At 41.1% G+C, this 25,202-nt stretch carries 17 protein-coding genes; 12 read left to right on the forward strand and 5 right to left on the reverse strand.

Annotated features, from left to right (window positions below; translation table 11 throughout):
* Nucleotides 1-38: 38 nt before the first annotated feature.
* The 10 genes from CHU_RS06420 (at nt 39) to CHU_RS06465 (ending at nt 11,902) form a co-directional block, all read left to right on the forward strand.
* Complete coding sequence (locus CHU_RS06420) at nt 39-1,355, forward strand: NarK family nitrate/nitrite MFS transporter (protein WP_011584706.1); 1,317 nt, start codon at nt 39-41, stop codon at nt 1,353-1,355.
* Nucleotides 1,356-1,400: 45 nt separating this feature from the next.
* Entirely contained in the window at nt 1,401-4,931 is a 3,531-nt protein-coding gene (locus CHU_RS06425; RefSeq protein WP_011584707.1) for a nitrate reductase, read from the forward strand.
* Nucleotides 4,924-6,396 carry a rubredoxin gene (locus CHU_RS06430; RefSeq protein WP_011584708.1) on the forward strand — a complete coding sequence of 491 codons (1,473 nt, stop codon included), beginning with the start codon at nt 4,924-4,926 and terminating at the stop codon, nt 6,394-6,396. Before CHU_RS06425 ends, CHU_RS06430 begins: the two co-directional genes overlap by 8 nt.
* On the forward strand, nt 6,386-7,339 hold the full coding sequence (locus CHU_RS06435; protein ID WP_011584709.1) for a GTP 3',8-cyclase MoaA: 954 nt from the start codon (nt 6,386-6,388) through the stop codon (nt 7,337-7,339). The genes CHU_RS06430 and CHU_RS06435 overlap by 11 nt, the downstream gene beginning before the upstream one ends.
* 3 nt (nt 7,340-7,342) lie before the next feature.
* Entirely contained in the window at nt 7,343-7,579 is a 237-nt protein-coding gene (locus CHU_RS06440) for a MoaD/ThiS family protein (RefSeq protein ID WP_011584710.1), read from the forward strand.
* The gene (locus CHU_RS06445) at nt 7,539-8,003 is read left to right on the forward strand and encodes a molybdenum cofactor biosynthesis protein MoaE (RefSeq protein ID WP_011584711.1); all 465 of its coding nucleotides are present in this window, start codon (nt 7,539-7,541) and stop codon (nt 8,001-8,003) included. Before CHU_RS06440 ends, CHU_RS06445 begins: the two co-directional genes overlap by 41 nt.
* Nucleotides 8,004-8,024: 21 nt before the next feature.
* On the forward strand, nt 8,025-8,765 hold the full coding sequence (locus CHU_RS06450; protein WP_011584712.1) for a sulfite exporter TauE/SafE family protein: 741 nt from the start codon (nt 8,025-8,027) through the stop codon (nt 8,763-8,765).
* A 110-nt stretch (nt 8,766-8,875) separates the two neighbouring features.
* Nucleotides 8,876-9,502: a molybdenum cofactor guanylyltransferase gene (locus tag CHU_RS06455; protein ID WP_011584713.1), complete on the forward strand. Its 627-nt coding sequence runs from the start codon at nt 8,876-8,878 to the stop codon at nt 9,500-9,502.
* Nucleotides 9,503-9,514: 12 nt separating this feature from the next.
* Nucleotides 9,515-10,204, forward strand: a complete 690-nt coding sequence (locus tag CHU_RS06460; protein WP_011584714.1) for a TIGR02117 family protein — start codon at nt 9,515-9,517, stop codon at nt 10,202-10,204.
* A 150-nt stretch (nt 10,205-10,354) separates the two neighbouring features.
* Nucleotides 10,355-11,902 carry a hypothetical protein gene (locus CHU_RS06465; protein WP_143144156.1) on the forward strand — a complete coding sequence of 516 codons (1,548 nt, stop codon included), beginning with the start codon at nt 10,355-10,357 and terminating at the stop codon, nt 11,900-11,902.
* A 9-nt stretch (nt 11,903-11,911) separates the two neighbouring features.
* Here CHU_RS06465 and CHU_RS06470 read toward each other — a convergent pair whose 3' ends face one another.
* The 4 genes from CHU_RS06470 to nirB all read right to left on the reverse strand — a co-directional run bounded on the left by CHU_RS06470 (nt 11,912) and on the right by nirB (nt 17,256).
* Complete coding sequence (locus CHU_RS06470) at nt 11,912-13,105, reverse strand: molybdopterin molybdotransferase MoeA (RefSeq protein WP_011584716.1); 1,194 nt, start codon at nt 13,103-13,105, stop codon at nt 11,912-11,914.
* A gap of 1 nt (nt 13,106) precedes the next feature.
* On the reverse strand, nt 13,107-14,054 hold the full coding sequence (gene moaCB, locus CHU_RS06475; RefSeq protein WP_011584717.1) for a bifunctional molybdenum cofactor biosynthesis protein MoaC/MoaB: 948 nt from the start codon (nt 14,052-14,054) through the stop codon (nt 13,107-13,109).
* 306 nt (nt 14,055-14,360) lie between these two features.
* Complete coding sequence (gene nirD / locus CHU_RS06480) at nt 14,361-14,720, reverse strand: nitrite reductase small subunit NirD (protein WP_011584718.1); 360 nt, start codon at nt 14,718-14,720, stop codon at nt 14,361-14,363.
* A gap of 22 nt (nt 14,721-14,742) precedes the next feature.
* A complete protein-coding gene (gene nirB, locus CHU_RS06485; protein ID WP_011584719.1) occupies nt 14,743-17,256 on the reverse strand; it encodes a nitrite reductase large subunit NirB in 2,514 nt (837 codons plus the stop codon).
* A 308-nt stretch (nt 17,257-17,564) separates the two neighbouring features.
* Between nirB and folE the strand changes: the two genes are divergently transcribed.
* Complete coding sequence (folE, locus tag CHU_RS06490; RefSeq protein WP_041932624.1) at nt 17,565-18,233, forward strand: GTP cyclohydrolase I FolE; 669 nt, start codon at nt 17,565-17,567, stop codon at nt 18,231-18,233.
* A 49-nt stretch (nt 18,234-18,282) separates the two neighbouring features.
* On the forward strand, nt 18,283-18,741 hold the full coding sequence (locus CHU_RS06495; protein WP_011584721.1) for an SRPBCC family protein: 459 nt from the start codon (nt 18,283-18,285) through the stop codon (nt 18,739-18,741).
* Between the two features lie 79 nt (nt 18,742-18,820).
* On the opposite strand, the gene CHU_RS06500 is transcribed toward CHU_RS06495, so the two are convergent.
* A complete protein-coding gene (locus CHU_RS06500) occupies nt 18,821-24,949 on the reverse strand; it encodes a glycoside hydrolase family 9 protein (protein WP_011584722.1) in 6,129 nt (2,042 codons plus the stop codon).
* Nucleotides 24,950-25,202 lie beyond the last annotated feature (253 nt).

The raw sequence follows: 25,202 nt of genomic DNA on the forward strand, positions 1-25,202 counted from the left end.
TACGTAAGTAAGTATTCACTCTTTTTACTCCCTGCAACATGAACACACATAAGGCTACAACAATTAATCTGTTCAGTTTAAAGACACCTAACATGAAAGCATTCCACATGACCTGGATGGCCTTCTTTCTGTGTTTTTTCGGATGGTTTGGTATTGCTCCGTTAATGGTTATGGTTCGCGATGAATTACATTTAACGAAAGGAGAAATCGGAAACATCATGATCGCATCTGTTTCCATAACCATCTTTGCCCGTATTCTGATTGGCTATTTATGTGATCGTGTAGGACCACGGATCATGTATGCAGCGTTATTGATCCTGGGTGCATTTCCCGTAATGCTGATCGGACTTAGTAACGATTATACGTCGTTTCTATTGTTTCGCTTAACCATTGGTGTGATCGGTGCATCTTTTGTGGTTACGCAGTTTCATACTTCGGCTATGTTTGCACCTAATATTATAGGAACAGCAAATGCCGTTACAGCAGGCTGGGGCAATCTGGGCGGAGGAGTTACGCAGCTTGTAATGCCTTTGATCTTTGCAGGCTTTGTAGGATTGGGTTATTCAAACAGCGAATCATGGAGGCTGGCAATGGTGGTGCCGGGTATCGCCTTATTGATTATGGGTATCTTATATTTTTTATATACAACAGATACACCGGAAGGTAATCTCGCGGACCTGAAGAAGAAGGATCCGAATTTTACGCTAAAGAAAAAGCAGTCGCAGGTATCATTTGCTGAAATTTTTAAAGATTACAGGGTTTGGGTACTGGCGTTTTGTTACGGCGCCTGTTTTGGTATTGAAATTACAATTGATAATATCGCTGCTTTATATTTTAAAGATAAATTTAATTTGTCGCTTGAAGCTGCAGGGCTGATCGCTGCTTCGTTTGGGATGATGAACCTGTTTGCGCGTGCACTTGGCGGTATGTTAAGTGATAAAATAGGAAATACAAAAGGATTGAATGGCCGTGTATTGGTATTGGGTGCCTGTATTTTATTAGAAGGTATCGGTATTCTTATTTTCTCAAACATGGAAGTACTTGTGTTTTCCGTGATCTCCATGATCGGTTTTGCTTTGTTTGTAAAAATGTCTAACGGCGCCACCTATGCAGTTGTTCCTTTTGTGAATAAAAATGCGGTAGGCAGTGTTGCCGGTATTGTTGGTGCAGGCGGTAACATTGGTGCCGTGTTGATGGGCTTTTTATTTAAAAGCGAATCGCTTACGTATAACGATGCCTTTTCAATTATTGGTTATTGTGTATTAGGTATAGCTGTACTGGCTTTCACGATCCGTTTTGTAACAAGCACAGAAAAAAAACAGGTTGAGTTTACAGCTGTTGAAAGTTTAGCATAATGAAAATGCATTTTATTCGATTACCCCTTTTAAACGAATACGATCATGTCTCAATCTACAAAAACATATACCTCAACCTGCTCGTATTGCGGTGTTGGTTGTGGTGTTAAAATTCACAAAGCGGTTAATGGCAGTCTTCAGATAGAAGGCGATAAATCGTATCCTGCAAACCAGGGCATGCTGTGTTCAAAAGGCATGAACTTACATTATGCCGCCATGGATCAGACAGACCGTTTGTTATATCCTGAAATGCGTGGAAACAGAAACATGCCGTTGCAGCGTGTTTCCTGGGATACCGCGCTGGATAGAGCTGCTGCAGTATTCAAAGCATTGATCGAAAAATATGGTCCGGATTCAGTGGGATACTATGTGTCCGGACAATGTTTAACAGAAGAATATTATATCGCAAATAAAATCACCAAAGGTTTTATTGGTACCAATAACATAGACACTAATTCCAGGTTGTGCATGAGCTCGGCGGTGGTAGGGTATAAGCTTGCCTTGGGCGAAGACTCTGTACCGCTGAGTTATGACGATATTGAACTGGCAGACTGCTTTTTTATAACAGGAGCAAACCCGGCCTGGTGTCACCCGATTTTATTCCGCCGTCTGGAAAATCATAAAGCGGCCAACCCGCATGTGAAGATCATCGTTGCTGATCCGCGCAAAACGCAATCCTGTTCCTTGGCAGATGTGCATTTGCAATTACAGCCGGGCACAGACATTGTATTGTGTCATGCGATTGCACGCCGGTTAATTGAAACAGGAAAGATCGATCAGGCTTTTATTGATGCCCATACCAGCGGATATGAAGCATTCAAAGAAAAAGTTTTTACGTTAAGCCTTCAGGAAGCGGCTGATATCTGTGTATTGGAAAAAGAACTGATCATTCAGGCAGCAGATATGATCGGCGATTCCCAGGCCTTTATCAGCATGTGGGCGATGGGCCTGAATCAAAGTGTTATTGGTGTAAATAAAAATGTTTCACTTCTGAATTTATCGTTAATAACAGGGCAGATTGGCAAGCCGGGCGCAGGACCGTTGTCTTTAACCGGACAACCGAATGCGATGGGTGGAAGAGAAGTTGGCGGCTTGTCCAATATGTTACCTGCACATAAAAACTTATTAAATCCAGCACACAGAAAGGAAGTAGCAGATTTCTGGGGTGTACCTGCTATCAATGAAAAGCCTGGATTTACTGCTACAGAAATGTTTGATCAGCTGCTTTCCGGAAAAATGAAAGCTGTATGGATCATTTGTACAAACCCATTGGTGAGTCTGCCCGATGCACGAAATGCAGAAGCTGCGTTGCGTAACGCACGTTTTGTTGTTGTGCAGGATATTTCAAATAAATCCGACACGTTGAAATATGCAGACCTGGTGCTGCCTGCTGCTGCGTATATGGAGAAGGAAGGCGTGATGACAAATTCCGACCGGCGGATAAGTTATCTTTCCAAAGTAATGGAGCCGCCGGGTGAAGCCTTGCCCGATGTTGACATTCTGTGCCGGTTTGCACACAAGATGGGCTGGAAAGAATCATTTAATTATGCATCCAATGCAGAAATATTTGAAGAATATACGCGTATCACCAAAGGTACGAATATTGATATAAGCGGTTTGTCGTATGCAGACCTGATTCAGCGGAGAAGCGTACAATGGCCCGTTCCGGAAAAAGGTCATCCGGGTACACCGCGTTTATTTACCGATCATACATTTTATACACCTACCGGTTTAGCCAATATTATTTCAGTGGATTCTATGAATCACTCTGAAAAACTGGATGATGATTTTCCGCTGATCCTTACAACGGGACGCATCCGTGATCAATGGCATACCATGACACGTACGGGTAAAGTACGTAAATTGAACAAGCACATTTCAAAACCCTTTCTGGAAATCCATCCGGAAGATGCCGGAATAAGAGGAATTAAACAGGATGATGTTGTTACGATAGAAAGCAGAAGAGGGGATGTACGGGTAACAGCTATTCTTACCGAAGATATAAAAAAAGGCGTAGTGTTTTTACCCATGCATTGGGGAAGGATGTTAAGCACAGACCTGACGCGTACAAACAATGTAACCAATAATTTAATTGATCCGGTTTCTAAAGAGCCGGACTATAAATTCACAGCGGTGCAGGTTACAAAATATGTAAAACCGCGGGAACATATTGTTATTGTTGGTGCCGGTGCTGCTTCGTGTCAGTTTATCAAACGCCATCGTGAATTAGGTGCGGAAGATACAATAACAGTTTTCAGCGCAGAAAATTTTCATTTTTATAACAGAGTTTTATTGCCGGAATATGTAAGCAAACATAAAAGCTGGGATAATTTAGAAAAGCTGCGTAAAGCAGAATGGCTGGAGTTGGGTGTAACCCTGATTCCACGGAAAATAACCAGGCTGATCACAGAATCAAAATCGATTGTTGATGATACCGGAGAAGTACATTGTTACGATCGCTTACTGGTAGCAACCGGAAGCCGGTCCACACAGATGAAACATATTGCTCCGGTTAAAGGCATCTTTACCATGAGAAGGAGAGAAGATGCAGATGCATTGATTCATCATCTTTCTACGGGAGACTCTGTTGTTGTTGTTGGTGGTGGTTTGCTGGGTTTAGAGATGGCCGACTCCCTGCTAGAAATTGGTATGAAGGTTTCTGTTATTCAGCGTTCATCCAGGTTAATGGACCGGCAGCTGGATAAGACAGCAGCCAATCTGTTAGCGAAAGAGTTAACAGAACGGGGCATGGATCTGTACTTTGATGATGAAGTATTGTATGTAAACGGTGAATATGCAGTTGAAAGTCTGCGTTTGAAAAGCAGTCGCAAGATTGATTGCAAAGCTATTCTGTTTGCGATTGGTACGCAACCCAATGTAGAGTTTCTGAAAGAGGCCGGGATACAGGTAAACAGAGGAGTGATCGTGGATGAGCATTTACAGACATCGAATGAATTTGTATATGCAATGGGTGAAATTGCAGAACGTAATGGAGCGTTATTTGGTATCACTGCCGGTGCAGAAGAACAGGCTACTGTTCTTGCTGAATATCTGAATGGAAGTACTACTTCAAATTATACCGGTACGTTAAGTATGAACATACTGAAAGTACACGGGGTTGAGTTATGTTCCATTGGTATGGTTGAAGCACCTCCTAATAATCCGGATTATGAAGAAATTATTTTCCTTGACAAAACACGAAAGTATTATAAAAAATGTATTGTGTATCAGGACCGTCTTGTTGGTGCAATTCTGATGGGAGATAAATCTGAGTTTAATGAATTCAGAGACTGGATAAAGTCTGGCGTAGAACTTGGTGAAAAGCGCGAAAGCCTGTTGATGTCCGGGAGCATATCAAAAGAACCGATGCTGGGAACGCTGGTTTGTTCCTGCAATACTGTTGGCAGTGGGAATATTGAAAATGCCATCAAAGGCGGCTGTAAGGATGTGACTTCCATTTGTAATACGACCGGAGCCGGTACTGGCTGCGGCAGCTGCAAGCCGGAAGTTAAAGCAATATTGGAGCGTATGCATGCAGTAACAGAATCATCTAACTCACAAAAAACGTATGCCTAAACGTATATCTGTTGAAGTATATTGTAAGGGCGGGATTATCTCGCCCGGAACGCTGCGTAAAATTGCTATGATTGCACAGCAGTTTGGAGCGGAATGTTTGCAATTAGGCACACGCCAGGAAATCCGGTTTACCATAAAAGAAATTTTTATGGCAGATTTTAAAATACGGTTTGATTTATTATCGCTTTCCTATTCCATCGGTATTCATGCACATTTTAATATTGTATCTTCCTGTCTGGTAAAAGATATTTTACAAACAAAGGTGTGGCTCACCGAAGGAGAATACAAGGACATATTGGAGAGCTTTGATTTTCAGCCACGAATCGCAATTAATATTACGGATCCGGATCAGTATGCTATGCCCTTATTTACCGGTGTGCTGAATTTTATTGCCTCGACGGTAGAAGGCTATTGGAATGTATATTTTTCGCTTCCGGAACAAAAGGAGCAGGGCTGGCTGCCTGTGTTGATTCAATCTGAAAAAATATCCAGTTTCAGCATGTTTGTACAAACGTGCATATTCGCACAGGATAAAATTTCGTTAAATGAATTAATGGAAGAACTGTATCTGCTGGATACCTGGAATTTTAAAAAGGTTGATGCGTATCCTGCCATTCCGGATTATCACTTCTTTCCGGTAGAGGGCTTTCATCCATACGGAAGCAAACACTGGCTGGGTATATTCAATACACATAATGAATTTTCAATCAGCCTGATTGATGCTATTTGTGTGGAAGCCCTGGAATCAAATATTGGCACCATTTATATCAGTTCATGGGATAGTTTTCTACTGAAAAATATTTCAACTGTCCGTATTCCTTTCTGGGAGCAGCTATTGGGTCTGTATGATGTAAGCACTGGCCATGCAGCACATGAACTGAACTGGAACATGAACGAATGGAATATGAACAGCAATGAAGTCCGTTCGTATGTGAATGATTATTTCAGGGTACGTGATAAGCGTACAGAGGGCTTGATTCTGGGTGTAAATAATCATCCGAATGATACGTTTTATTCTATAAAAGTTGTTGAAGAACCCTTGTTTACATTTCTTGGGAAGAATTGTTTTCCTGTATACCATATCCGCTATAAAGAAAATTTTAATCCGAATAATCCGGTAGACGTGGCCTTTATGGATTATGTTCAAAAAAAGAATTTACCCGAGTTTATCAGTTATTTAACGGAGGAATATTATACAGCAAAAAAAGCAAGATTTGACAAAGCATTAGTAACGCCGGCACCGGCACCGGTAATCGTTCAGAAATCCAAAGAAGCATTTGAGTTTTCGTATCAATGCAGTGTGTGCTTAACCATCTATGATCCTGCATATGGGGATGCTGATGAAGGTATTGTACCCGGTACTTCTTTTGATGCATTACCACAAAATTATTGCTGTTCCATCTGTTCAAATTCAAAAAAAGGATTTAACTTGTTTATCGATACAGAAACCAAACATGCCAGCTAACTATCCCATACAGGATTCCTCCGGAAGACAATTCAAAACACTACGGGTTAGCCTTACAGCTGTATGTAATATGGCATGTGTATATTGTGTTACACCCGGTGCCATTCATACGCCCAGCGCAGAAAAGGTATTGACTGTTGAGGAGTATTTATCGATTATAAAAAATATACACAGTCAGGTTGGCCTGAAAACCATACGCCTCACAGGCGGCGAACCACTTCTATTTAAAGAACTCCCGGTACTTATAAAAGGAATTAAAGCATTAGGTATTACAGATATTAAACTTACTACAAACGGGTTGAAACTTTTATCTGTACTTGATGCACTGGTTGAGGCTGGTTTGACATCCATAAATATTTCACTGGATGCGCTGGATCCTGCTGTCTTCAGGAATATCACAAAAAATCAAGATTTACGGGCAGTATTGGATGGCATTGAAGCTGCACGCCATAAAGGGATTGCTATAAAAATTAATACGGTGGTATTGAGAGGTGTGAACGATCATCAGATCATACCGTTGCTGGAATATGCATCGGCCCGTAATATTCCCATACGATTCTTAGAACTTATGAAGATGGGCTATTTACATTACAATGAATCCGATTATTTTTTTGGAATGGATGATATTGTTGAGAAAATTTCATCGGTGACATCTGTTGCAAAAATGGATCGAGCCCCTTCCAATACCGCTACCTATTGGCAAACAAGCAAAGGCATGGTATTCGGAGTTATAGCAAATGAATCGGAACCCTTCTGTTCAGATTGTAATCGGTTGCGGCTGGATAGTTATGGAAAAATATACGGATGTATAAGTGCTTCAGAAGGAATTCAAATAAAACACCAATCAGCAGAACAACTTAGTTTTTCGCTGCAGAATGCATTGGCACAAAAACAGGAATATTTTACCGGAAGTGAAATCAGTATGAAACACCTGGGAGGTTAATTTATGAAAGTACATGTATTTGCCGCACTGAAAGATGTTATGCCTGCTGCATTGGAACTGAACGCAACGGATATCAGAACAATCAGGGAGCTTAAAGAAACCTTGCTGCTAACGTATCCGGATGCCGTTACGCTGCTTAACGCATGTCGCTTCTCTTCAGAAAAAGAAATACTTCCGTTAGAAAAAGAAATTACAGACTATGAAAACATATTCGTTATCCCACCCTCAAGCGGTGGTTAATGATATACATATTTCAGCGGCTGAAATTTCCCCGGCCGATCTGCTGAAAGAGTATCATCATCCGGAAGCCGGCGCCATCGTTCTCTTCAGCGGTGAAGTGCGTACGGATTCTGCTAAAGAAGTTTTATACCTGGATTATGAAGTACATACTTCCTTAGCGGAGCATATGATCCATGAAATTTTACTCGAAGCAGCCGCTAAATGGAATTTGAAAATGGCTCTTTGCGTACACCGATCCGGCAGCGTAGATGTGTCGGGAGCTGCAGTGGTTGTTATTACCGCTTCGCGTCATCGTAAAGAAGCATACGAAGCAAACCAATATATTATTAACCGGGTAAAACATGAAGCGCCTATCTGGAAGCGTGAATATTTTGCAGACGGAACCAGCGAATGGGGGCATAACTGTTCATGTTCCACTACCTGATAAGTATCTAAAAAACGTTACATGGATTGGATGATTGTGGGTGCATGCTGCTTATTTCTTTTTGTCGCCTTTATTTATTCTTCAGTTGGACATGCAGGCGCATCAGGCTATCTGGCAGTTATGTCTTTATTGTCATTTCCCTTACTGGAAATTAAATCAACTTCGCTGATTTTAAATATTGTTGTTGCATCCATCGCTTCGTACAAATTTATTAAGGCAGGATATTTTGATGCGAAAGTCTTTATATATTTCAGTATTACATCAATTCCTGCAGCCTTTATAGGCGGTGCCATTACGCTTGATCCGTTTTGGTTCAAATGGTTTGCCGGTGTATTTTTACTGGTATCTGCTGTGGCATTAATTATTAGAAACAAGCAGATTGAACAGAATGAGATAAAAGAAGTAAATCTTTATACGGCATTGATTGTTGGTGCCGTAATTGGTTTGTTTTCCGGTTTGATCGGTGTTGGCGGCGGTATTTTTCTTTCTCCGTTAATCATTGTTATGGGTTGGACCTCACTCAAAAAAACATCAGGTGTGGCTGCGTTATTTATTTTATGCAATTCGCTGATCGGCTTGGCTGGCCATATGTTTTCCAATACGTTTCAGGTACATAACATTGCCTACTGGGTTGTAGCGGTAATTATAGGCGGGTATGCGGGTTCTCATTTAGGTTCAACCTTATATAAGAATAAGTTTTTAATTGCAATTCTATTTGTTGTATTGTGTTCTGCCGGCTTGAAATTTTTGCTTGTTAAATAAACGATCAGTTCTTTTTAGTTTTACACAACTCCGTTCAGTTGAATCGCTGCGCATATTGTGATATATGAAGTAAAATTTTTACCTTCATTCCTCAGAGTTAATGAACGCATATGTATTGTGGAGTACCCGAGGAAGATCCGGATAAACTTGTTGCATTGATATTGTCGGGCGGACAAAGCTCGCGCATGGGAACAGACAAGGGGAGTATGGAATTAAATGGCGAACGATTGGTAGAGCGCGCAGGTAATTTGTGTGCTTCGGCAGGGTTGCCCTTTTATTATTCCATTAATGCTTCACAGAATCAACAGTATCTGAATTTTTTGCCGGCAGACGCGCTTATTGTTGATACGCTGGATGATATAAAAGGACCTTTGGCAGGTTTGTTATCATTCTATGTAAAATACCCCAATACGGATGTACTGCTGCTGCCATGCGATATGATTCATTTAGGAAAAAGTATCTTGTCAGATTTGGTTCAGGCCTATGAAACGATGAGCATAGGGCATGATATTATTGTTTATCAATATGCGAATGAAATTATTGAACCAATGCCCGGGATTTATACTTCGGAAGCACTGCGAAAAATATACTGGCTGTTTTTATCCGGAGACCTAACCAGATTCAGTTTGAAATACTGTATTGAAATCAGCAATTCCTTTTTCATTCCGATTAAAAAAGAAGCAGAAGTACTGTTTAAAAATATAAACAGTCCGGAAGATATTACCCCTTCAAAATAACGACCTCAATTAATGAAAATTAAATTACCTAAGCTGTTAAAGACCGTATTTAAATACATGCTTATTGTTCTATTGGGTTTTATCACTTATGTACTTGTGATAACCGCTGTTGCGTATATACCCGTGAATACAGACTTTGAAGCCTGTACAGAAGATTGTGTGGATGTATATTTACGCTCTAATGGCGTACACACAGATCTTGTTCTTCCGCTTACTTCGGAGTTGAAAGACTGGACAACGCACCTGGATTCAAAAAAAACGAAAGGCGGGAAAACCGGTTTTAAGTATGTTGGTATCGGATGGGGAGATAAAGGCTTTTATCTCGACACTCCAACCTGGGGTGACCTTACAGCTAAAACTGCTTTTAATGCCTTGTTTTATTTAAGCAGCTCTGCCATGCATGTTACTTTTTATACAGAGATGATTGAAGGTGAACGCTGTAAAAAAGTATCTATTTCTAAAGCACAATATCTGAAGATGCTTGCGTTTATGGAATCAAGTTTTCAAACGACAGCGTCATCAGCGTACATTTTAATCCCCAATGCTTCCTATGGAAAAAATGATTTGTTTTTTGAAGCAAAAGGAAGATATAGTTTATTTTATACCTGCAATACGTGGACAAATAATTGCCTGAAAGCAGCAGATATGAAGGCTTGCCTATGGACACTGTTTGATAAAGGTATCTTTTATCACTATCAGTAATCGTTTTACTGCATTCATTCGTGTTAAAATTGTCTGATCGCTTCTAATTATTTTGAAATGAAATTTACCTTAAAATTTTTTCTGTATCTGATTTTGTTATGCGTTTTCGGTATGCTTCTGTTTTCTTTTATCTCTGGATACGAAGGATGTATGCATTATCTGATTAATGCGATTGGAGAAGCTGCACGTGCTGACAAAATCATGGAGCTGGTAGCACCGGATAAATTTTTAATTCTGCAAAGTATTGGGATCTTCTGTATAGTAGTACTTGCATCTATTCTGGTTCTCTTTGAAAAAATATGGAGCCAGGCTGCAGCAGTTTTTATCTATTTTAAAAGACAGATTCAGCTACTTGTGACAGATCTTTTATACACAGAAGTTAAATGGGTATTAGTTATACCATTAATCAGTTCTGTTTTTTTTGCGGTATCAATGCCCGTGTCTTATGATGAAGCCTGGACTTACCTGCAATTTACCGCGAAGTCTCCATTGGCATCCTTATGTTATTATCCGGCTCCGAATAATCACGTATTACATTCATTGATCACAAACGTTACCCGATACATACCATTTTTCAATCCCTTATTATGTCTCAGAATTTCAAGCATTGCCGTTTCATTTTTCTGCTGGTTGATTTGTTTCTCTTTTATTAAAAAATATTATTCTAAAAACAGTTCGTTACTTATAGTAGGTATAGCTTCTATGCTTTTTATGTCTGTATATTACAGTTACATGTCCAGAGGGTATGGTCTGGTGCTGTTATTCTTTATCGTATCACTATATGCAGCATACAATATTATTTTTAATGCAGACCAGACAAGACATTGGTTGATTTTTAGTATAAGTAATGTGCTGGGGTTTTTTACCATGCCGTCTTTTTTATATGTGTTTATTATTCTGAACCTGGTTATTTTATTGAATAATGGGTTACGAATCAAAAAACAGTTTTTCAGTAATGCAGCAGTTTTAGCTGTTGTGTTTGTGTTGTATTTGCCTATAATCATCATCAATGGCATTGGAGCGCTTACCAATAATCAGTTTGTAAAACCAATTGCCAGAACGGAAGTACTCGAAAAGCTTCCGGATTTTTTCAGCCGGATGATCTCAGAAATTACTGGTGTACACTATCTGGTTATTCTTTTGTTTATCCTGATATCCATACTGATGCTTATTAAAAACAAAATGAAATTCGAGTTGATTTTACTCGTTGTTTTTCTTTTGGCACCTGCAATTTTGTTGATCGGCCATGCGGTCATTCCTTTTCCAAGAACGTTTAATTATTACGCCTTCGTTTTCGTATTTGCTATGGTTATTCCTTTTGGGAGCGTATTGGGAAAAAAATCTGTTGGGTACATATTGCTGATAACGCTATGTATTCAAAGTGCCTGCTTTTTTAATTTTTACTATTCGATTGAAAAATATGAAGGCTTTAATATATCGTATCACGAAATAAATAAAAAGATAACCGGCCGGGGAAGCTATTTTTTTACAACCGTTCTATTTGAAACGAATTTTTTATTTGAGAATAAAACGCAGGGGTACGAAGCCGAAAAACTGGAATTTCACTTCCCTCAAATTAATGTGGATGCAGATACCTTGAAAGGATTTGATTATTACATTGTAGATAAGCAATACGATTTTACTAAAATAAAGAAACCTGCTTATTCTGACAGCCGCACAAACGTATACGTAAAGTAGGCGTATTGATTACCAGTTGATCATCCATGGATAATAATCAACGGTGTCGCCAGCTTCTAATTTTTCTTTTTGTGCCTGATGACGTATCATACCTGTGCTGGATAAGGAAGCAGAAATATCACCCGATCCGTTGTGTTTTTTAACACATACGCCATGTATATTTTCGTCGGCAACAATGAATTCATCGAAAGAAATTTTCTTTAAGCGTTCGTGGGTAAGTATTTTGTGTATGAATGTTTTATCCCGGTTATTAAAGCAGGCGCGGATAAATGGTTCAACAAAAACTTTAACTCCAATCTGAACAGAAAACGGATTTCCGGGTAAACCGAAAGCAATGCAGCCAGTAGGATGTGTGCCAAACCAAATGGGTTTTCCAGGGCGTATTTCAACTTTATGAAAGTGACATGTAAATCCGCAGGCGAGCAGCGCCTCGGGTACAAGGTCTGCGGCACCAGCCGATACGCCGCCTGTAAGTATAAGGATGTTTGAATGTTTGCCCGCTTCTATTTGTGTTACCAATGCTTCCATGGTATCTTGAGCTGAACGCATGTTAATCGTTACCGGATAGTCTTTTAACAGTGAGCGTATCGTAAAAGAATTTGAATCACGAATTTGCCAGGCAGCTAATACATCAGTTGATGGTTCAGTAATTTCATTGCCGGTGCGTAAAATGGTAGCTGTTAAAAAGCCATAAGAAGGAACAAATCCATATCCGAGCGAAGCAAGTGTACTGACATGCTGCGGTGTTATGCGCATTCCCTTTGTTAAAACAACGGTATCCTTTAAAATATCTTCCCCTTCCTTTGCAATGTTTTGCATACGTGTAAACGTGAGTCCTTTTCTGAAATAGATATGATTGTTTTGTGCAGAAATATCTTCTACCCGTACAAGCATATTTAATTGCTTTGGTACGGGTGCACCTGTCATGATCCACACACACTCAAACGCCTGAATGTCTTTTTGCCACATTTCTCCGGCAAAAATACTTCCGGCTATCTGATAAGATTCTTTAACAGGAGAGATACCATCCCAGTAAAAGGCAATACCGTCCACCGCGGCTCTGTTAAAGGGCGGGTAATTTCTATCGGCAGAAATGTCGGCAGAATAAAAATTCCCGATGCTTTCAAGCAAGGGGATTTGTGTAGGTGTTGTTTCAAGTTTTTTACTTAGAACGGTTTTTTGTGCATCATCAAAGGATATCATATTAATGCCCTCCGCCTTTCATCATTTTGCGGGCGTGAAATACGGCCGGCATAATTGCTTCCAGGCATTCGCGCACACCATTGCTGCTGCCGGGTAAGGTAACAATGAGTGTTTCATTGATTGCACCGGCAACCGCTCTGGACATCATCGCCAGCGGCGTACGCATTTGTCCGTACACACGCATTGCTTCGGCGATACCGTCTGCATCACGTTCCAATAATTCTTTTACCGCTTCAACCGTTTTATCTCTTGGCCCCAGACCCGTGCCTCCGGTAGTAAAGATATAAGCATAATCTTCGTTTACCCAAGCACGTATTTTTTCCTGAATATGAATCCGCTCATCAGGTACAATATCATAGGCTGCAGCAGTGATGCCATGTTCGTTTAAGATTTCGATTATTTTTTTTCCGGAACGGTCTTCGCGTTTACCTTCAAAAGTAGAATCGGAACAAACCAATACGGCGCATTTAGGCGGTGTATTGAAATATTTCTGTCCGCTTTTTCCACCTGTTTTTTCAAGCAAACGGATAGGGCCAATGCTTAAATGCTTATCAATGTTTTTTAACAGGTCATATACCGTTAAGGCTGCAATTGAAATACCCGTTAAGGCTTCAATCTCAATACCTGTTCTGCCGATTGATTTTATTTCTGAACGGATCACAACACCATATAAGCCATCCAGCGGAATGGCTAATTCTTGCTGATGTTTTACAGGATCAAGAATTTCAAATTCAACAGACATGCCATCTATACCCACCGGGTGGCAATGCGGAATAAGCTGTGATGTATTTTTTGCGGCTAAAAATGCAGCCGCACGCGCAACATCAAACATATTGCCTTTGGGTAAGGTATCGTTTTTTATGTGATCAACCGTTGAGGCCGAACAGGTAACCATGCCGATGCCTGTTGCTGTACGTAGAGTAATCTGTTTTCCGCTGATGTCACGCATAGGACGTAATTAGTGTTAGGTAATATGTGCTAAGTACGTAGTATTCAGCTTTAATAGCAAGCCTTAACTTGGACAAATTCCAAATAACAAAAAAACAATTACAACAGCTAAAATTACTTGATTCAATCAATGGATCACGGATTTGTTTTTCTCCGTTTGGAATTTGTTTTTTGTTATTTGGAATTTATAAATATTGTAATCCTGTTTTCCTGTAATGCTTTAATTGTGTCTCCGATAGCAAATAAAAGGCGGTGACGCCCTTTTCGCCACCGCCCCAACTAAACCAATTCCAGAAAAGAAGTTAAATTATTCATTCAGGCCAATAAAAATTAAACCGTCTTCTACTTTGATTGGATAGGTCTTTATAGTATAGTCATCACCCGACATACAATGACCATCTTTTAATGAAAATGATTTTTTATGAAAGGGACAGGCTACTTTAGGTTCTTCACTCATGTCACCAATCATTCCACGGGAAAGAATCATCTGCTGTTTATGCGGACAAAGATTATCCGTTGCAAACCATTCATCGCGGCGCGTAAAATTAAATATTGCAATCTGTTTTCCTTGTATCATGGCACATGCGCCGCCGTTTTCAGGTACGTCTGTAATAGTTCCGGCTTTATACCAGGTAGTATCTGTAAGAGTTGTTGTTACATTGTTCATACGACTAAAGGATTTAGGATAATTACGCTTTCCAGTTTGCTGGTTTTTTTTGTGTACGCATTTCTACAAATGCCATTGTTTCATCTGCTTCTTCTGAATTAATGAATGTGTTAAAACGTTTTCTTAATTCCGGATTTTCAACAACTTCTTTCCATTCACAATGATAAGTATCAACAAGCAGTTGCAGTTCTTTCTCAAACTGGCTGCACATACCAAGACTATCGTTGATAATTACATCGCGCAAATAATCCATGCCGCCTTCTAATTTATTTAACCATGTTGCTGTGCGCATTAATGGTTCTGCCGTGCGGATATAGAATATCATGATACGGTCTATGTATCGGATGCATGTTTCATCATCCAGGTCTGAAGCAAATAATAGTGCGTGCTGAGGTTTTGCACCACCGTTGCCGCATACATATAAGTTCCATCCCTTATCGGTAGCAATGATGCCAAAGTCTTTGCTTTGAGCTTCTGCGCATTCACGTACACAACCCGATACAGCCATCTTTACTTTATGCGGAGATCGGATACCTTTGTACCGGTCTTCAATGCGGATCGCATAAGAAACAGCATCCTGTACGCCAAACCTGCACCACGTTGACCCGACACAACTTTTTACCGTACGCAATGATTTACCGTATGCATGTCCGCTTTCAAAACCCGCATGGATCAGTTCTTCCCAGATATCCGGCAATTGATGAACCGGCGCACCGAACAAGTCGATCCGCTGTCCGCCGGTAATTTTACAATAGAGATCGTATTTCTTCGCTACTTCACCCAGTACAATGAGTTTATCTGCCGTTATTTCTCCGCCTGCCACACGTGGTACAACCGAGTAAGTACCGCCTTTCTGCAGGTTGGCTAAAAAGCGGTCGTTTGAGTCCTGTATCGTGGCCTGTTTTAAAATAACTTCATTCCAGACACTTGCTAAGATTGAACCGATTGCCGGTTTACAGATCTCGCAGCCATCGCCTTTTCCAGCTTCATTGAGAATAACATCGTAACTTTTATATTCATTGATCTTTATCAGATCCAATAATTCCTGACGGGAATAATCAAAGTGTTCGCAGAGCACTTTTTTAATCACCTTGCCTTGAGATTTTAATGTCTCGGAAATTAAATCATTCACCATCGGCACACAGCCACCGCAGCCTGTTCCGGCTTTGGTACATTTTTTCATGCCCGGAAGATCTGTTACGTGTTGATCCGTTACCGCGCAGCAGATCATGCCTTTCGTAACACCTTCGCATGAACAGATCAATGCTTCATCGGGGAGGCTCATCACGCCTGCATTACCTCCTTCAGACCTGCCTTCACCACGGGAGCCCAGAATCAGATCTTCCGGGTCCGGTGGTAAAGCCATCTTGTTAGTAACCATCTGCAGCAACATGTTATAGCTTTCAGCATCACCCACTAATATCCCACCTATAACACGTTTTTTATCGGCAGATAAATTTAAACGCTTGTAAATTCCTTTGTCTTTATTTTCATATGTAATTGTAACAGAACCTTCTTCGGTACCAAATGCATCACCAAAGCTTGCAACATCTACACCAATTAATTTCAATTTGGTAGACATATCAAACGATCTGAATGCTTTGCTGTGTTCATGGATCAGATTCTCCGCCACTACTTCAGCCATTTCATAACCCGGTGCAACCAATCCATAGATCATACCCCAATGCAAAGCACATTCACCAATGGCATAAATGTTCGGGTCAGATGTCTGAAGTGCATCATTTACTTCAATACCACCTCTGGGACCTACCGTTAAACCTGCTTTCTTAGCAATTTCGTCTCTTGGTTTAATCCCGGCAGAAATTACAACCATATCCAATTCCAGACGCGTATCATCAGCAAACTGCATAGCTGTTACTGCTGCATCACCATCGAAGTACGAAGTTGTTTTATTTAAGTGAATGGATAAACCGAGTGATTCTAATTTTTGCTGAAGTATTTTAGAACCGGCCTCATCCAGCTGACGAGGCATTAACCGCGGCGCAAACTCGATCACATGGGGCTTCAATCCTAAGTCCAGTAAGGCTTTCGCAGCTTCCAGACCTAATAAGCCGCCGCCGATTACAGCACCCACCTTTGATTTTTCCGCCTGCTTGATCATCATCTCCAGATCTTCAATCGTGCGGTATACAAAGATGCCGTCTTTCTCAACACCTTTAATAGGTGGAACAAAAGCAGCAGACCCGGTGGCAAGTATTAATTTATCATACGTATAGACAGCACCTGAAAAGGTAGTAACAGATTTCTGTTCCCGATCTATAGATACAACCGGATTACCTAACACAAGGTTAATGTTGTTTGCCGCATACCATTCTTTCGGAGCCATTGTTAAATGATCTGCAGAACGTGTGCTGAAGTATTCACTTAAGTGAACCCGGTCATAGGCTGGTCTTGGTTCTTCTCCAAGTACGGTAATGGTGAAGTTTCCAGAAGAATCTTTTTTCTTCAGCTTTTCGCAGAACTTGTAGCCAACCATTCCATTGCCTACAACCAGTATGTGCGTTTCGTTTTTCATAAGTAAAGGGACTAATGTTAACTACGTAAGCAAAAGTACGTATAAATTACGTAAATGCAAATATTTAGTACGTAAATATACTTATTTTAAAAATGTCTTTAAATCAGGATAAACGCATAAAAAGAATCACTGAATCAGGATAAAATAAACACCAGAAGGAATTATAATAGTAGTATATGTGTTAACTTGTCGATCTATCTGATTAATGAACTACAAACTTTAGTTACGGAGATAGTAAATCAACAAAAGCAGATTACATTTTACAAGGAAGAACAGGTCATTGGTATACTTCCATGAACTTAGTACATATGAAAATTACAAAAGCGGTACATATTGAAAAGGAAGAGCTGAATGATGATCATTATTCATCCAATCCGGAAACACCATTGCGGGTTGATGCATTTGAATTAGAGGATGATATCAAAGTGGAATTAATCAGCAGGAAATTTAAGGATATCATGGAAATTCTTGGTTTGGATCTTTCTGATGATAGTTTGAAGGATACGCCGAACCGTGTAGCAAAAATGTATGTAAAGGAAATATTCAGCGGCTTGAATCCATTGAACAAACCAGCTGTGGCTTTGTTTGAAAATAAATACAAATACGATGAAATGATTCTGGAAAAGAACATTACATTTTATTCCAACTGTGAGCATCATTTTGTTCCTATTATTGGAAAGGCTCATGTTGCTTACATTTCCAATGGAAAGGTAATTGGTTTGTCAAAACTCAACAGAATCGTTGATTATTTTGCAAGACGCCCGCAAGTGCAGGAACGATTAACGGTACAGATTGCAAATGAATTGAAGTCTATTCTGGGAACAGAAGATGTTGCAATTGTACTGGATGCAAAACATTTATGCGTTTCCATGCGCGGTGTGAAAGATGAAGCCAGCTCAACGGTTACGGCGCATTACTCCGGAAAGTTTAAAGAAGAAGGGGTTAAAAATGAATTCCTTGCATATATAAAGGACTAATTGTATATTACTATTTTTAGAAAATATACAATTACAGAAAGCATAAGAGATGTACAGACTGGAAAGAACACAGCGTTTGCCGATTTCAATAGATGAAGCCTGGGATTTTTTTGCTTCCCCGGATAATCTGAAAAAAATAACACCTGCTTATATGGGGTTTGATATAAAATCGGGAGGCGGTATACCGATGTATGCAGGCATGATTATAAAATATACCGTTAGACCGTTATTGGGGATACCGATGACGTGGGTAACAGAGATTACACATGTAGAGCCACAACGTTTTTTTGTAGATGAACAGCGTGTAGGGCCATATGCTATCTGGCACCACCAGCATCATTTTAAAGCTATTGAAAACGGGGTTGAAATGACGGATATATTACATTATAAATTACCCTTTGGCATATTGGGAAATCTGGCTCACCCGTTTCTTGTGAAAAATAAGCTGGAAGAAATTTTCAACTTCCGTAATAAAAAAATGGTTGAACTCTTTGGTACCTATAAATAGATACGAATCAAATGCTATAAAAAACAAAAAGAGACATCAAGTATGATGTCTCTTTTTGTTTTTATCTGATCTGTATAGGCTATTCTTTTATAAGGCGTTTTATCAATTTTCCCTGTGTGGTGTTTACTTCAACCAGGTAAACACCAGAAGGTAATTCCTGTACTTCAACCGTACCTACCGAACTACTCGCGGAGCCAAGCTGAGAAACTGAAATTTTACTTCCGTCGATACTGTATATAGTTACTTCTATATTGTCAAAAGTACCTTTGAATTCTAAGTTAGAATTACCGCTGGTAGGATTCGGATAGATTTCAATATCAGATTGAGACAGCATCGTTGCAACACCGGTAGGAGTTCCCACACTTACCGATACATTAATTGTAAATATTTTACTGTTGTAGAATATCGTAGCTGTTCCCTGTCTTGGGCTGCCAACATTATTTGGTATACCTGAAATAGTAAACGTTGCAGATGAATTCGGAAGAATAGGACCTGAAGGAGAGATCTGATTCGCGCTGAATCCTGTTGAGCCAACAATGTTGTCAATAATTAAATTGCTGGATCCTGTATTTTTTATAGTGAATGTATACAATGAAGTAGAAGTGTTCATCAAATTAGAACCGATATTGATCGTTGCTCCGTCATTCTCAACGATGGCAGATGTACTGGTTAAAACCTGAATAACAGATACTGGTGCCGGCGCATTCACGGTTAATGTCTGTGTAACAGCAGGAGCGGCGTTGTAAGTAGTGTTTCCAGCCTGGTTTGCTGTAATTACGGCAGTACCTGCACCAACGATAGTAACCACACCAGCGGAAGTAACCGTTGCTACGGCAGGGTTGCTGCTTGTGTACGTTACGGCTAAACCGGAAGAAGCCGTTGCGGTTAAGCTGAAGCTGGCATCACCAACTGTTTTAGCCGGAATTGTTCCGAATGTAATTGTCTGGTTTGTTTTAGCAGGTGTATTTACCGTTAATGTCTGCGTAACAGCAGGAGTGGCGTTGTAAGTAGCGTTTCCAGCCTGGTTGGCTGTAATAACCGTAGTGCCTGCACCAACAATAGTAACCACACCGGCAGCAGTAACGGTTGCTACCGCAGGGTTGCTGCTTGTGTACGTTACGGCTAAACCGGAAGAAGCCGTTGCGGTTAAGGTAAAGCTTGCATCACCAACCGTTTTAGCCGGAAGAGTTCCGAAGGTAATTGTCTGGTTTGTTTTAGCAGGTGTATTTACCGTTAATGTCTGCGTAACAGCAGGAGCGGCGTTGTAAGTAGCGTTTCCAGCCTGGTTGGCTGTAATAACCGTAGTGCCTGCACCAACAATAGTAACCACACCGGCAGCAGTAACGGTTGCTACCGCAGGGTTGCTGCTTGTGTACGTTACGGCTAAACCTGAAGAAGCCGTTGCGGTTAAGGTAAAGCTGGCATCACCAACCGTTTTAGCCGGAATTGTTCCGAAGGTAATTGTCTGGTTTGCTTTGCCAACGGTTAATGTCTGCGTAACAGCAGGAGCGGCGTTGTAAGTAGCGTTTCCAGCCTGGTTTGCTGTAATCACGGTAGTACCTGCACCAACGATGGTAACCACACCGGCAGCAGTAACCGTTGCTACCGCAGGGTTGCTGCTTGTGTACGTTACGGCTAAGCCGGAAGAAGCGGTAGCTGCCAACGTAAAGTCTGCATCACCAACTATTTTAGCCGGAAGTGTTGCGAATGTAATGGTCTGGTTTGCTTTGCCAACGGTTAATGTTTGCGGTACAGCAGTTGCAGCATTGTAGTTTGCATTACCTGCCTGGTTTGCTGTAATTACGGTAGTACCTGCACCAACGATGGTAACCACACCGGCAGTAGTAACAGTTGCTACCGCAGGGTTGCTGCTTGTATAGGTAACGGCTAAGCCGGAAGAAGCTGTTGCTGCTAACGTAAAGTCTGCATCACCAACTGTTTTAGCCGGAAGTGTTGCGAATGTAATGGTCTGGTTTGCTTTGCCAACGGTTAATGTTTGCGGTACAGCAGTTGCAGCATTGTAGTTTGTATTACCTGCCTGATTTGCTGTAATCACGGTAGTGCCTGCACCAACGATTGTAACCACACCGGCAGCAGTAACCGTTGCTACGGCCGGGTTGCTGCTTGTATAGGTTACGGCTAAACCGGAAGAAGCCGTTGCGGTTAAGCTGAAGCTGGCATCACCAACTGTTTTAGCCGGAATTGTTCCGAATGTAATTGTCTGGTTTGTTTTAGCAGGTGTATTTACCGTTAATGTCTGCGTAACAGCAGGAGCAGCGTTGTAGTTTGCATTACCTGTCTGGTTTGCTGTAATCACGGTAGTACCTGCATCAACGATGGTAACCACACCGGCAGCAGTAACCGTTGCTACCGCAGGGTTGCTGCTTGTATACGTTACGGCTAAACCGGAAGAAGCTGTTGCGGTTAAGCTGAAGCTGGCATCACCAACTGTTTTAGCCGGAAGTGTTCCGAATGTAATGGTCTGGTTTGCTTTGCCAACGGTTAATGTTTGCGGTACAGCAGTTGCAGCATTGTAGTTTGCATTTCCTGCCTGGTTTGCTGTAATTACGGTAGTACCTGCACCAACGATGGTAACCACACCGGCAGCAGTAACCGTTGCTACCGCAGGGTTGCTGCTTGTGTACGTTACGGCTAAGCCGGAAGAAGCGGTAGCTGCCAACGTAAAGTCTGCATCACCAACTATTTTAGCCGGAAGTGTTGCGAATGTAATGGTCTGGTTTGCTTTGCCAACGGTTAATGTTTGCGGTACAGCAGTTGCAGCATTGTAGTTTGTATTACCTGCCTGGTTTGCTGTAATTACGGTAGTACCTGCACCAACGATGGTAACCACACCGGCAGCAGTAACCGTTGCTACCGCAGGGTTGCTGCTTGTGTACGTTACGGCTAAGCCGGAAGAAGCGGTAGCTGCCAACGTAAAGTCTGCATCACCAACTATTTTAGCCGGAAGTGTTGCGAATGTAATGGTCTGGTTTGCTTTGCCAACGGTTAATGTTTGCGGTACAGCAGTTGCAGCATTGTAGTTTGCATTACCTGCCTGGTTTGCTGTAATTACGGTAGTACCTGCACCAACGATGGTAACCACACCGGCAGTAGTAACAGTTGCTACCGCAGGGTTGCTGCTTGTATAGGTAACGGCTAAGCCGGAAGAAGCTGTTGCTGCTAACGTAAAGTCTGCATCACCAACTGTTTTAGCCGGAAGTGTTGCGAATGTAATGGTCTGGTTTGCTTTGCCAACGGTTAATGTTTGCGGTACAGCAGTTGCAGCATTGTAGTTTGTATTACCTGCCTGATTTGCTGTAATCACGGTAGTGCCTGCACCAACGATTGTAACCACACCGGCAGCAGTAACAGTTGCTACCGCAGGGTTGCTGCTTGTATAGGTTACGGCTAAGCCGGAAGAAGCGGTAGCTGCCAACGTGAAAGGTGCGTCTCCGTAAACTTTAGCTGGTAAGGCTCCGAAGGTAATTGTCTGTGCTGATTTACTGGCTTTGCAATTCGGGAAGGCGGCATTTACAATCGCGTATACGGGTGTTCTTGCACAACCTGAACCGGATTGTATTTTTATATCGAAGATACCCGGGAAGGAGTTTGCCATGTCATCACGTGTATCATCTGTAATGTCCATTACACCGGCAGCATCCATGGTACTGAAGTTTGCACCGGAAGCAAACCATACAATTGCGTTACCGCCATTTGGTGTTAGGGTATAATTTCCTGCACCCGGGATAGAAATTGCTGTCGGGAAATTCAACGTATAAAATGTATTGAACGGAGAGCCACTTTGTGTGCCTGTGCAAGGAACAGAAGAGGATGTGTATGTTCCGATTTTGGTACCATCTTTTGACAGATCAAATGTCGCAAATACATTATCGCTCGAACCGCAACTATATACATACGGTAATATTTTCAGCTGTGTAATAGTGAATGCTTTTGACGCGGTGAATTTCATACCCACGTTACCGCCATTTGTTCCTCCTGATAAGGGATTAGATGCGGAAGAAGGCCCGGCAGTAACGCTTACAGAACTTCCATCCTGTACATAATAGGTTGTTGACGCCGTTACAGAAGGACTGTAGCTGGTTCCGGTTGTTAGTAATGTACCTCCCGTAGCTGCTGTATACCATTGGTAAGGACCGCCGCTGCCTGTTATGGTTAATGCCGCTGTACCTGCTGCACAAAGTGTGTCATTTCCGGCAACGGGCAGAGAAGACGTAACAATCACACTGCTGGTTGTAGACGTACAGCCGGATGCACTTAATGTTCCCACGTAGGTGCCTGCAGAAGATACTTCTAATGTTTTAGCGGTTGCACCAACAAGCACAACATTGTTTTTCTTCCATTGGTAGGTATAACCCGTGCCTGTTGCACCGATATCTAATGTTGCGGTAGCCGGGTTACATAACTGAACTCCGGATCCAAGGCTGAATGCAGGTAATGTAGCTGTAATTATTATTTCATCCTGTGTAGACCATTTGCCTGCAGAATCAAGTACTACTACATAGGTACCTGCAGCTGTTGCCGTATATGTATTAGCTGTTGTTGAAGCAGCCTGTACAACTACATTATCTTTTTTCCATGTAAATGTTTTTTTAGTATCCGTTGCAATACCCGAATTCAGTACTATACTCCCGGTACCACACAACGATTTGTCTGCGCCTAAATTTGGAGAAGGGTGTTGAGATACGGGTGCTAAAACAGAGTTAAGGTAAGCGAGTACACCTACCAGACAGGCATTGTAATCAATACCACCTTCTGTGTGCTGATAGTTTACAACATTGTCACTGAAAGAAGATGCGTTTCTTGAGCCGCCAACCATTAACCCAAACTGTTGATTTTTTGCTGGAATGGTCATTGTAGCTTTTACAGCATCGGATGGATTATTATCCCGCAGGTAAACATTTCTATGGTGCGGGAATTTTGGAGATTTTGTTCCGAAGCCGACAATAAATGATTGGTTACTTGAGTTTTTTCCAAGTAAGTAATCAATGTTGTCATAAATATATTTATGGGGAGTAGCATCAGTTCCATATAATTTTTGCCATAAGGCAACGATGAATGCAGTGTTTGCATTGTATCGGGTCGGTCCCCAGGTTGTATTACCGCCGTTAAACTGACCGTCTCCCTGTACATTGCCTAAATAATTACTTGTTACAATCGTGTTTAAAACCCCTTTAGCACTTGTATTTCCTAATAAAGCCTGATTGTAAATGGCAATATCTCCGTTATTTGAATAATCAAATCCATACGTGTTACCAGTAATGTTTGCAGAACCGGATGCTGCTATTGTAAACGATAATGCTTCTGTTTTATAAGCAGCCGTATTGGTTGCCCAGAATAATTCGGCACACATAGAAGAGTAATCATCTCTCCAGTTGCTGTTGGCAGGATAAAAACCACCATCCGGAGAACCTATTGTACCTGGGTGTGCCTTCGCGTAATCATAGGCATATTTTGCATGCTCCAGGCATAAGTCTGCGTACGCTGCATCGTATTGTCTATATAATCTGGACATTAAAGCTAATGTTGCTCCGCAGAAAGAAGGCATGGAAGCATCACTGGGGTTTTTATAAACAACTCTTGGTTCTCCGCCATTCCCAACAGATTCTGTCTGCATTTGTACGGCTGTTTCCCAAAGCATGTGATCGGGCCCACCCTGACCGACCTGATAATAGAAGGTTGTAGAGTTTTTTGCACACTTAATAAAATAATCTGTAGCATGTTTTACTTCATCCAGAATGTCTGGTATGCCGTTTGGCGAGTGGCCTGTTCCTTCCCAGTTCCAGCTGTTTGCTGTTTTATATCCTTGGTAGTCATAGGCATAATAATCACCGTACCCGGTTGGGAATTCAGCATAACCTTTCAAAAGCATGTAGGCAGAATAATATTCCGTCTGACCAAATTTTACATGATCTCCACAATCAAACCAACCTCCACTCAAATCATAACCTGCATCACCATCCTGTAAAAAGGATTTTCCTCTTAATGAAGCATTAACTCCGGAAGGAAGGTGATTGTATAATAACCAGTTATTGTCGCCTGCACGCTGACCACCATAAAAACGGGTAGTCATCCACAACGCTTTTTTGTATTCAGCTGGGGTAAAATAAGGTGTCTGAGCACTTAAATGCGTTGAAAGGAAGAATAAACCTGCACAGATAATGATTAAGTTCCTGATCTTTTGATTCATACAAAATGGAGGATTGTAAATAAAGTATGCTAATTAGTTTATTATTAATACGGAAAATTGCAAATAGTAACTTTCTAATATTATTTTAAATTTAACTAATTATTACTTTCTGAAATAGTTAAAAAATAGACTTAAGATACATTGAACAGGATTTGTTTAAGGTATTTTATAGAGGAAAAATACTATTATTTTATTCCTGAAGGCGTACATTAAAAAATGCTTTGTTTTGATTATCAGATAGTTTTAGTGATAA

The organism is Cytophaga hutchinsonii ATCC 33406, assembly GCF_000014145.1.
In the GTDB taxonomy this organism is placed as follows: domain Bacteria; phylum Bacteroidota; class Bacteroidia; order Cytophagales; family Cytophagaceae; genus Cytophaga; species Cytophaga hutchinsonii.

Coding starts and splice junctions, on each gene's coding strand:
- moaCB (WP_011584717.1), bottom strand. CDS start 14,054: ATGCGTGACATCAGCGGAAAACAGATTACTCTACGTACAGCAACAGGC.
- CHU_RS06420 (WP_011584706.1), top strand. CDS start 39: ATGAACACACATAAGGCTACAACAATTAATCTGTTCAGTTTAAAGACA.
- CHU_RS06465 (WP_143144156.1), top strand. CDS start 10,355: ATGCATTATCTGATTAATGCGATTGGAGAAGCTGCACGTGCTGACAAA.
- nirD (WP_011584718.1), bottom strand. CDS start 14,720: ATGAACAATGTAACAACAACTCTTACAGATACTACCTGGTATAAAGCC.
- CHU_RS06425 (WP_011584707.1), top strand. CDS start 1,401: ATGTCTCAATCTACAAAAACATATACCTCAACCTGCTCGTATTGCGGT.
- CHU_RS06440 (WP_011584710.1), top strand. CDS start 7,343: ATGAAAGTACATGTATTTGCCGCACTGAAAGATGTTATGCCTGCTGCA.
- CHU_RS06435 (WP_011584709.1), top strand. CDS start 6,386: ATGCCAGCTAACTATCCCATACAGGATTCCTCCGGAAGACAATTCAAA.
- CHU_RS06445 (WP_011584711.1), top strand. CDS start 7,539: ATGAAAACATATTCGTTATCCCACCCTCAAGCGGTGGTTAATGATATA.
- CHU_RS06460 (WP_011584714.1), top strand. CDS start 9,515: ATGAAAATTAAATTACCTAAGCTGTTAAAGACCGTATTTAAATACATG.
- CHU_RS06450 (WP_011584712.1), top strand. CDS start 8,025: ATGGATTGGATGATTGTGGGTGCATGCTGCTTATTTCTTTTTGTCGCC.
- CHU_RS06495 (WP_011584721.1), top strand. CDS start 18,283: ATGTACAGACTGGAAAGAACACAGCGTTTGCCGATTTCAATAGATGAA.
- CHU_RS06455 (WP_011584713.1), top strand. CDS start 8,876: ATGTATTGTGGAGTACCCGAGGAAGATCCGGATAAACTTGTTGCATTG.
- CHU_RS06470 (WP_011584716.1), bottom strand. CDS start 13,105: ATGATATCCTTTGATGATGCACAAAAAACCGTTCTAAGTAAAAAACTT.
- nirB (WP_011584719.1), bottom strand. CDS start 17,256: ATGAAAAACGAAACGCACATACTGGTTGTAGGCAATGGAATGGTTGGC.
- CHU_RS06500 (WP_011584722.1), bottom strand. CDS start 24,949: ATGAATCAAAAGATCAGGAACTTAATCATTATCTGTGCAGGTTTATTC.
- folE (WP_041932624.1), top strand. CDS start 17,565: ATGAAAATTACAAAAGCGGTACATATTGAAAAGGAAGAGCTGAATGAT.
- CHU_RS06430 (WP_011584708.1), top strand. CDS start 4,924: ATGCCTAAACGTATATCTGTTGAAGTATATTGTAAGGGCGGGATTATC.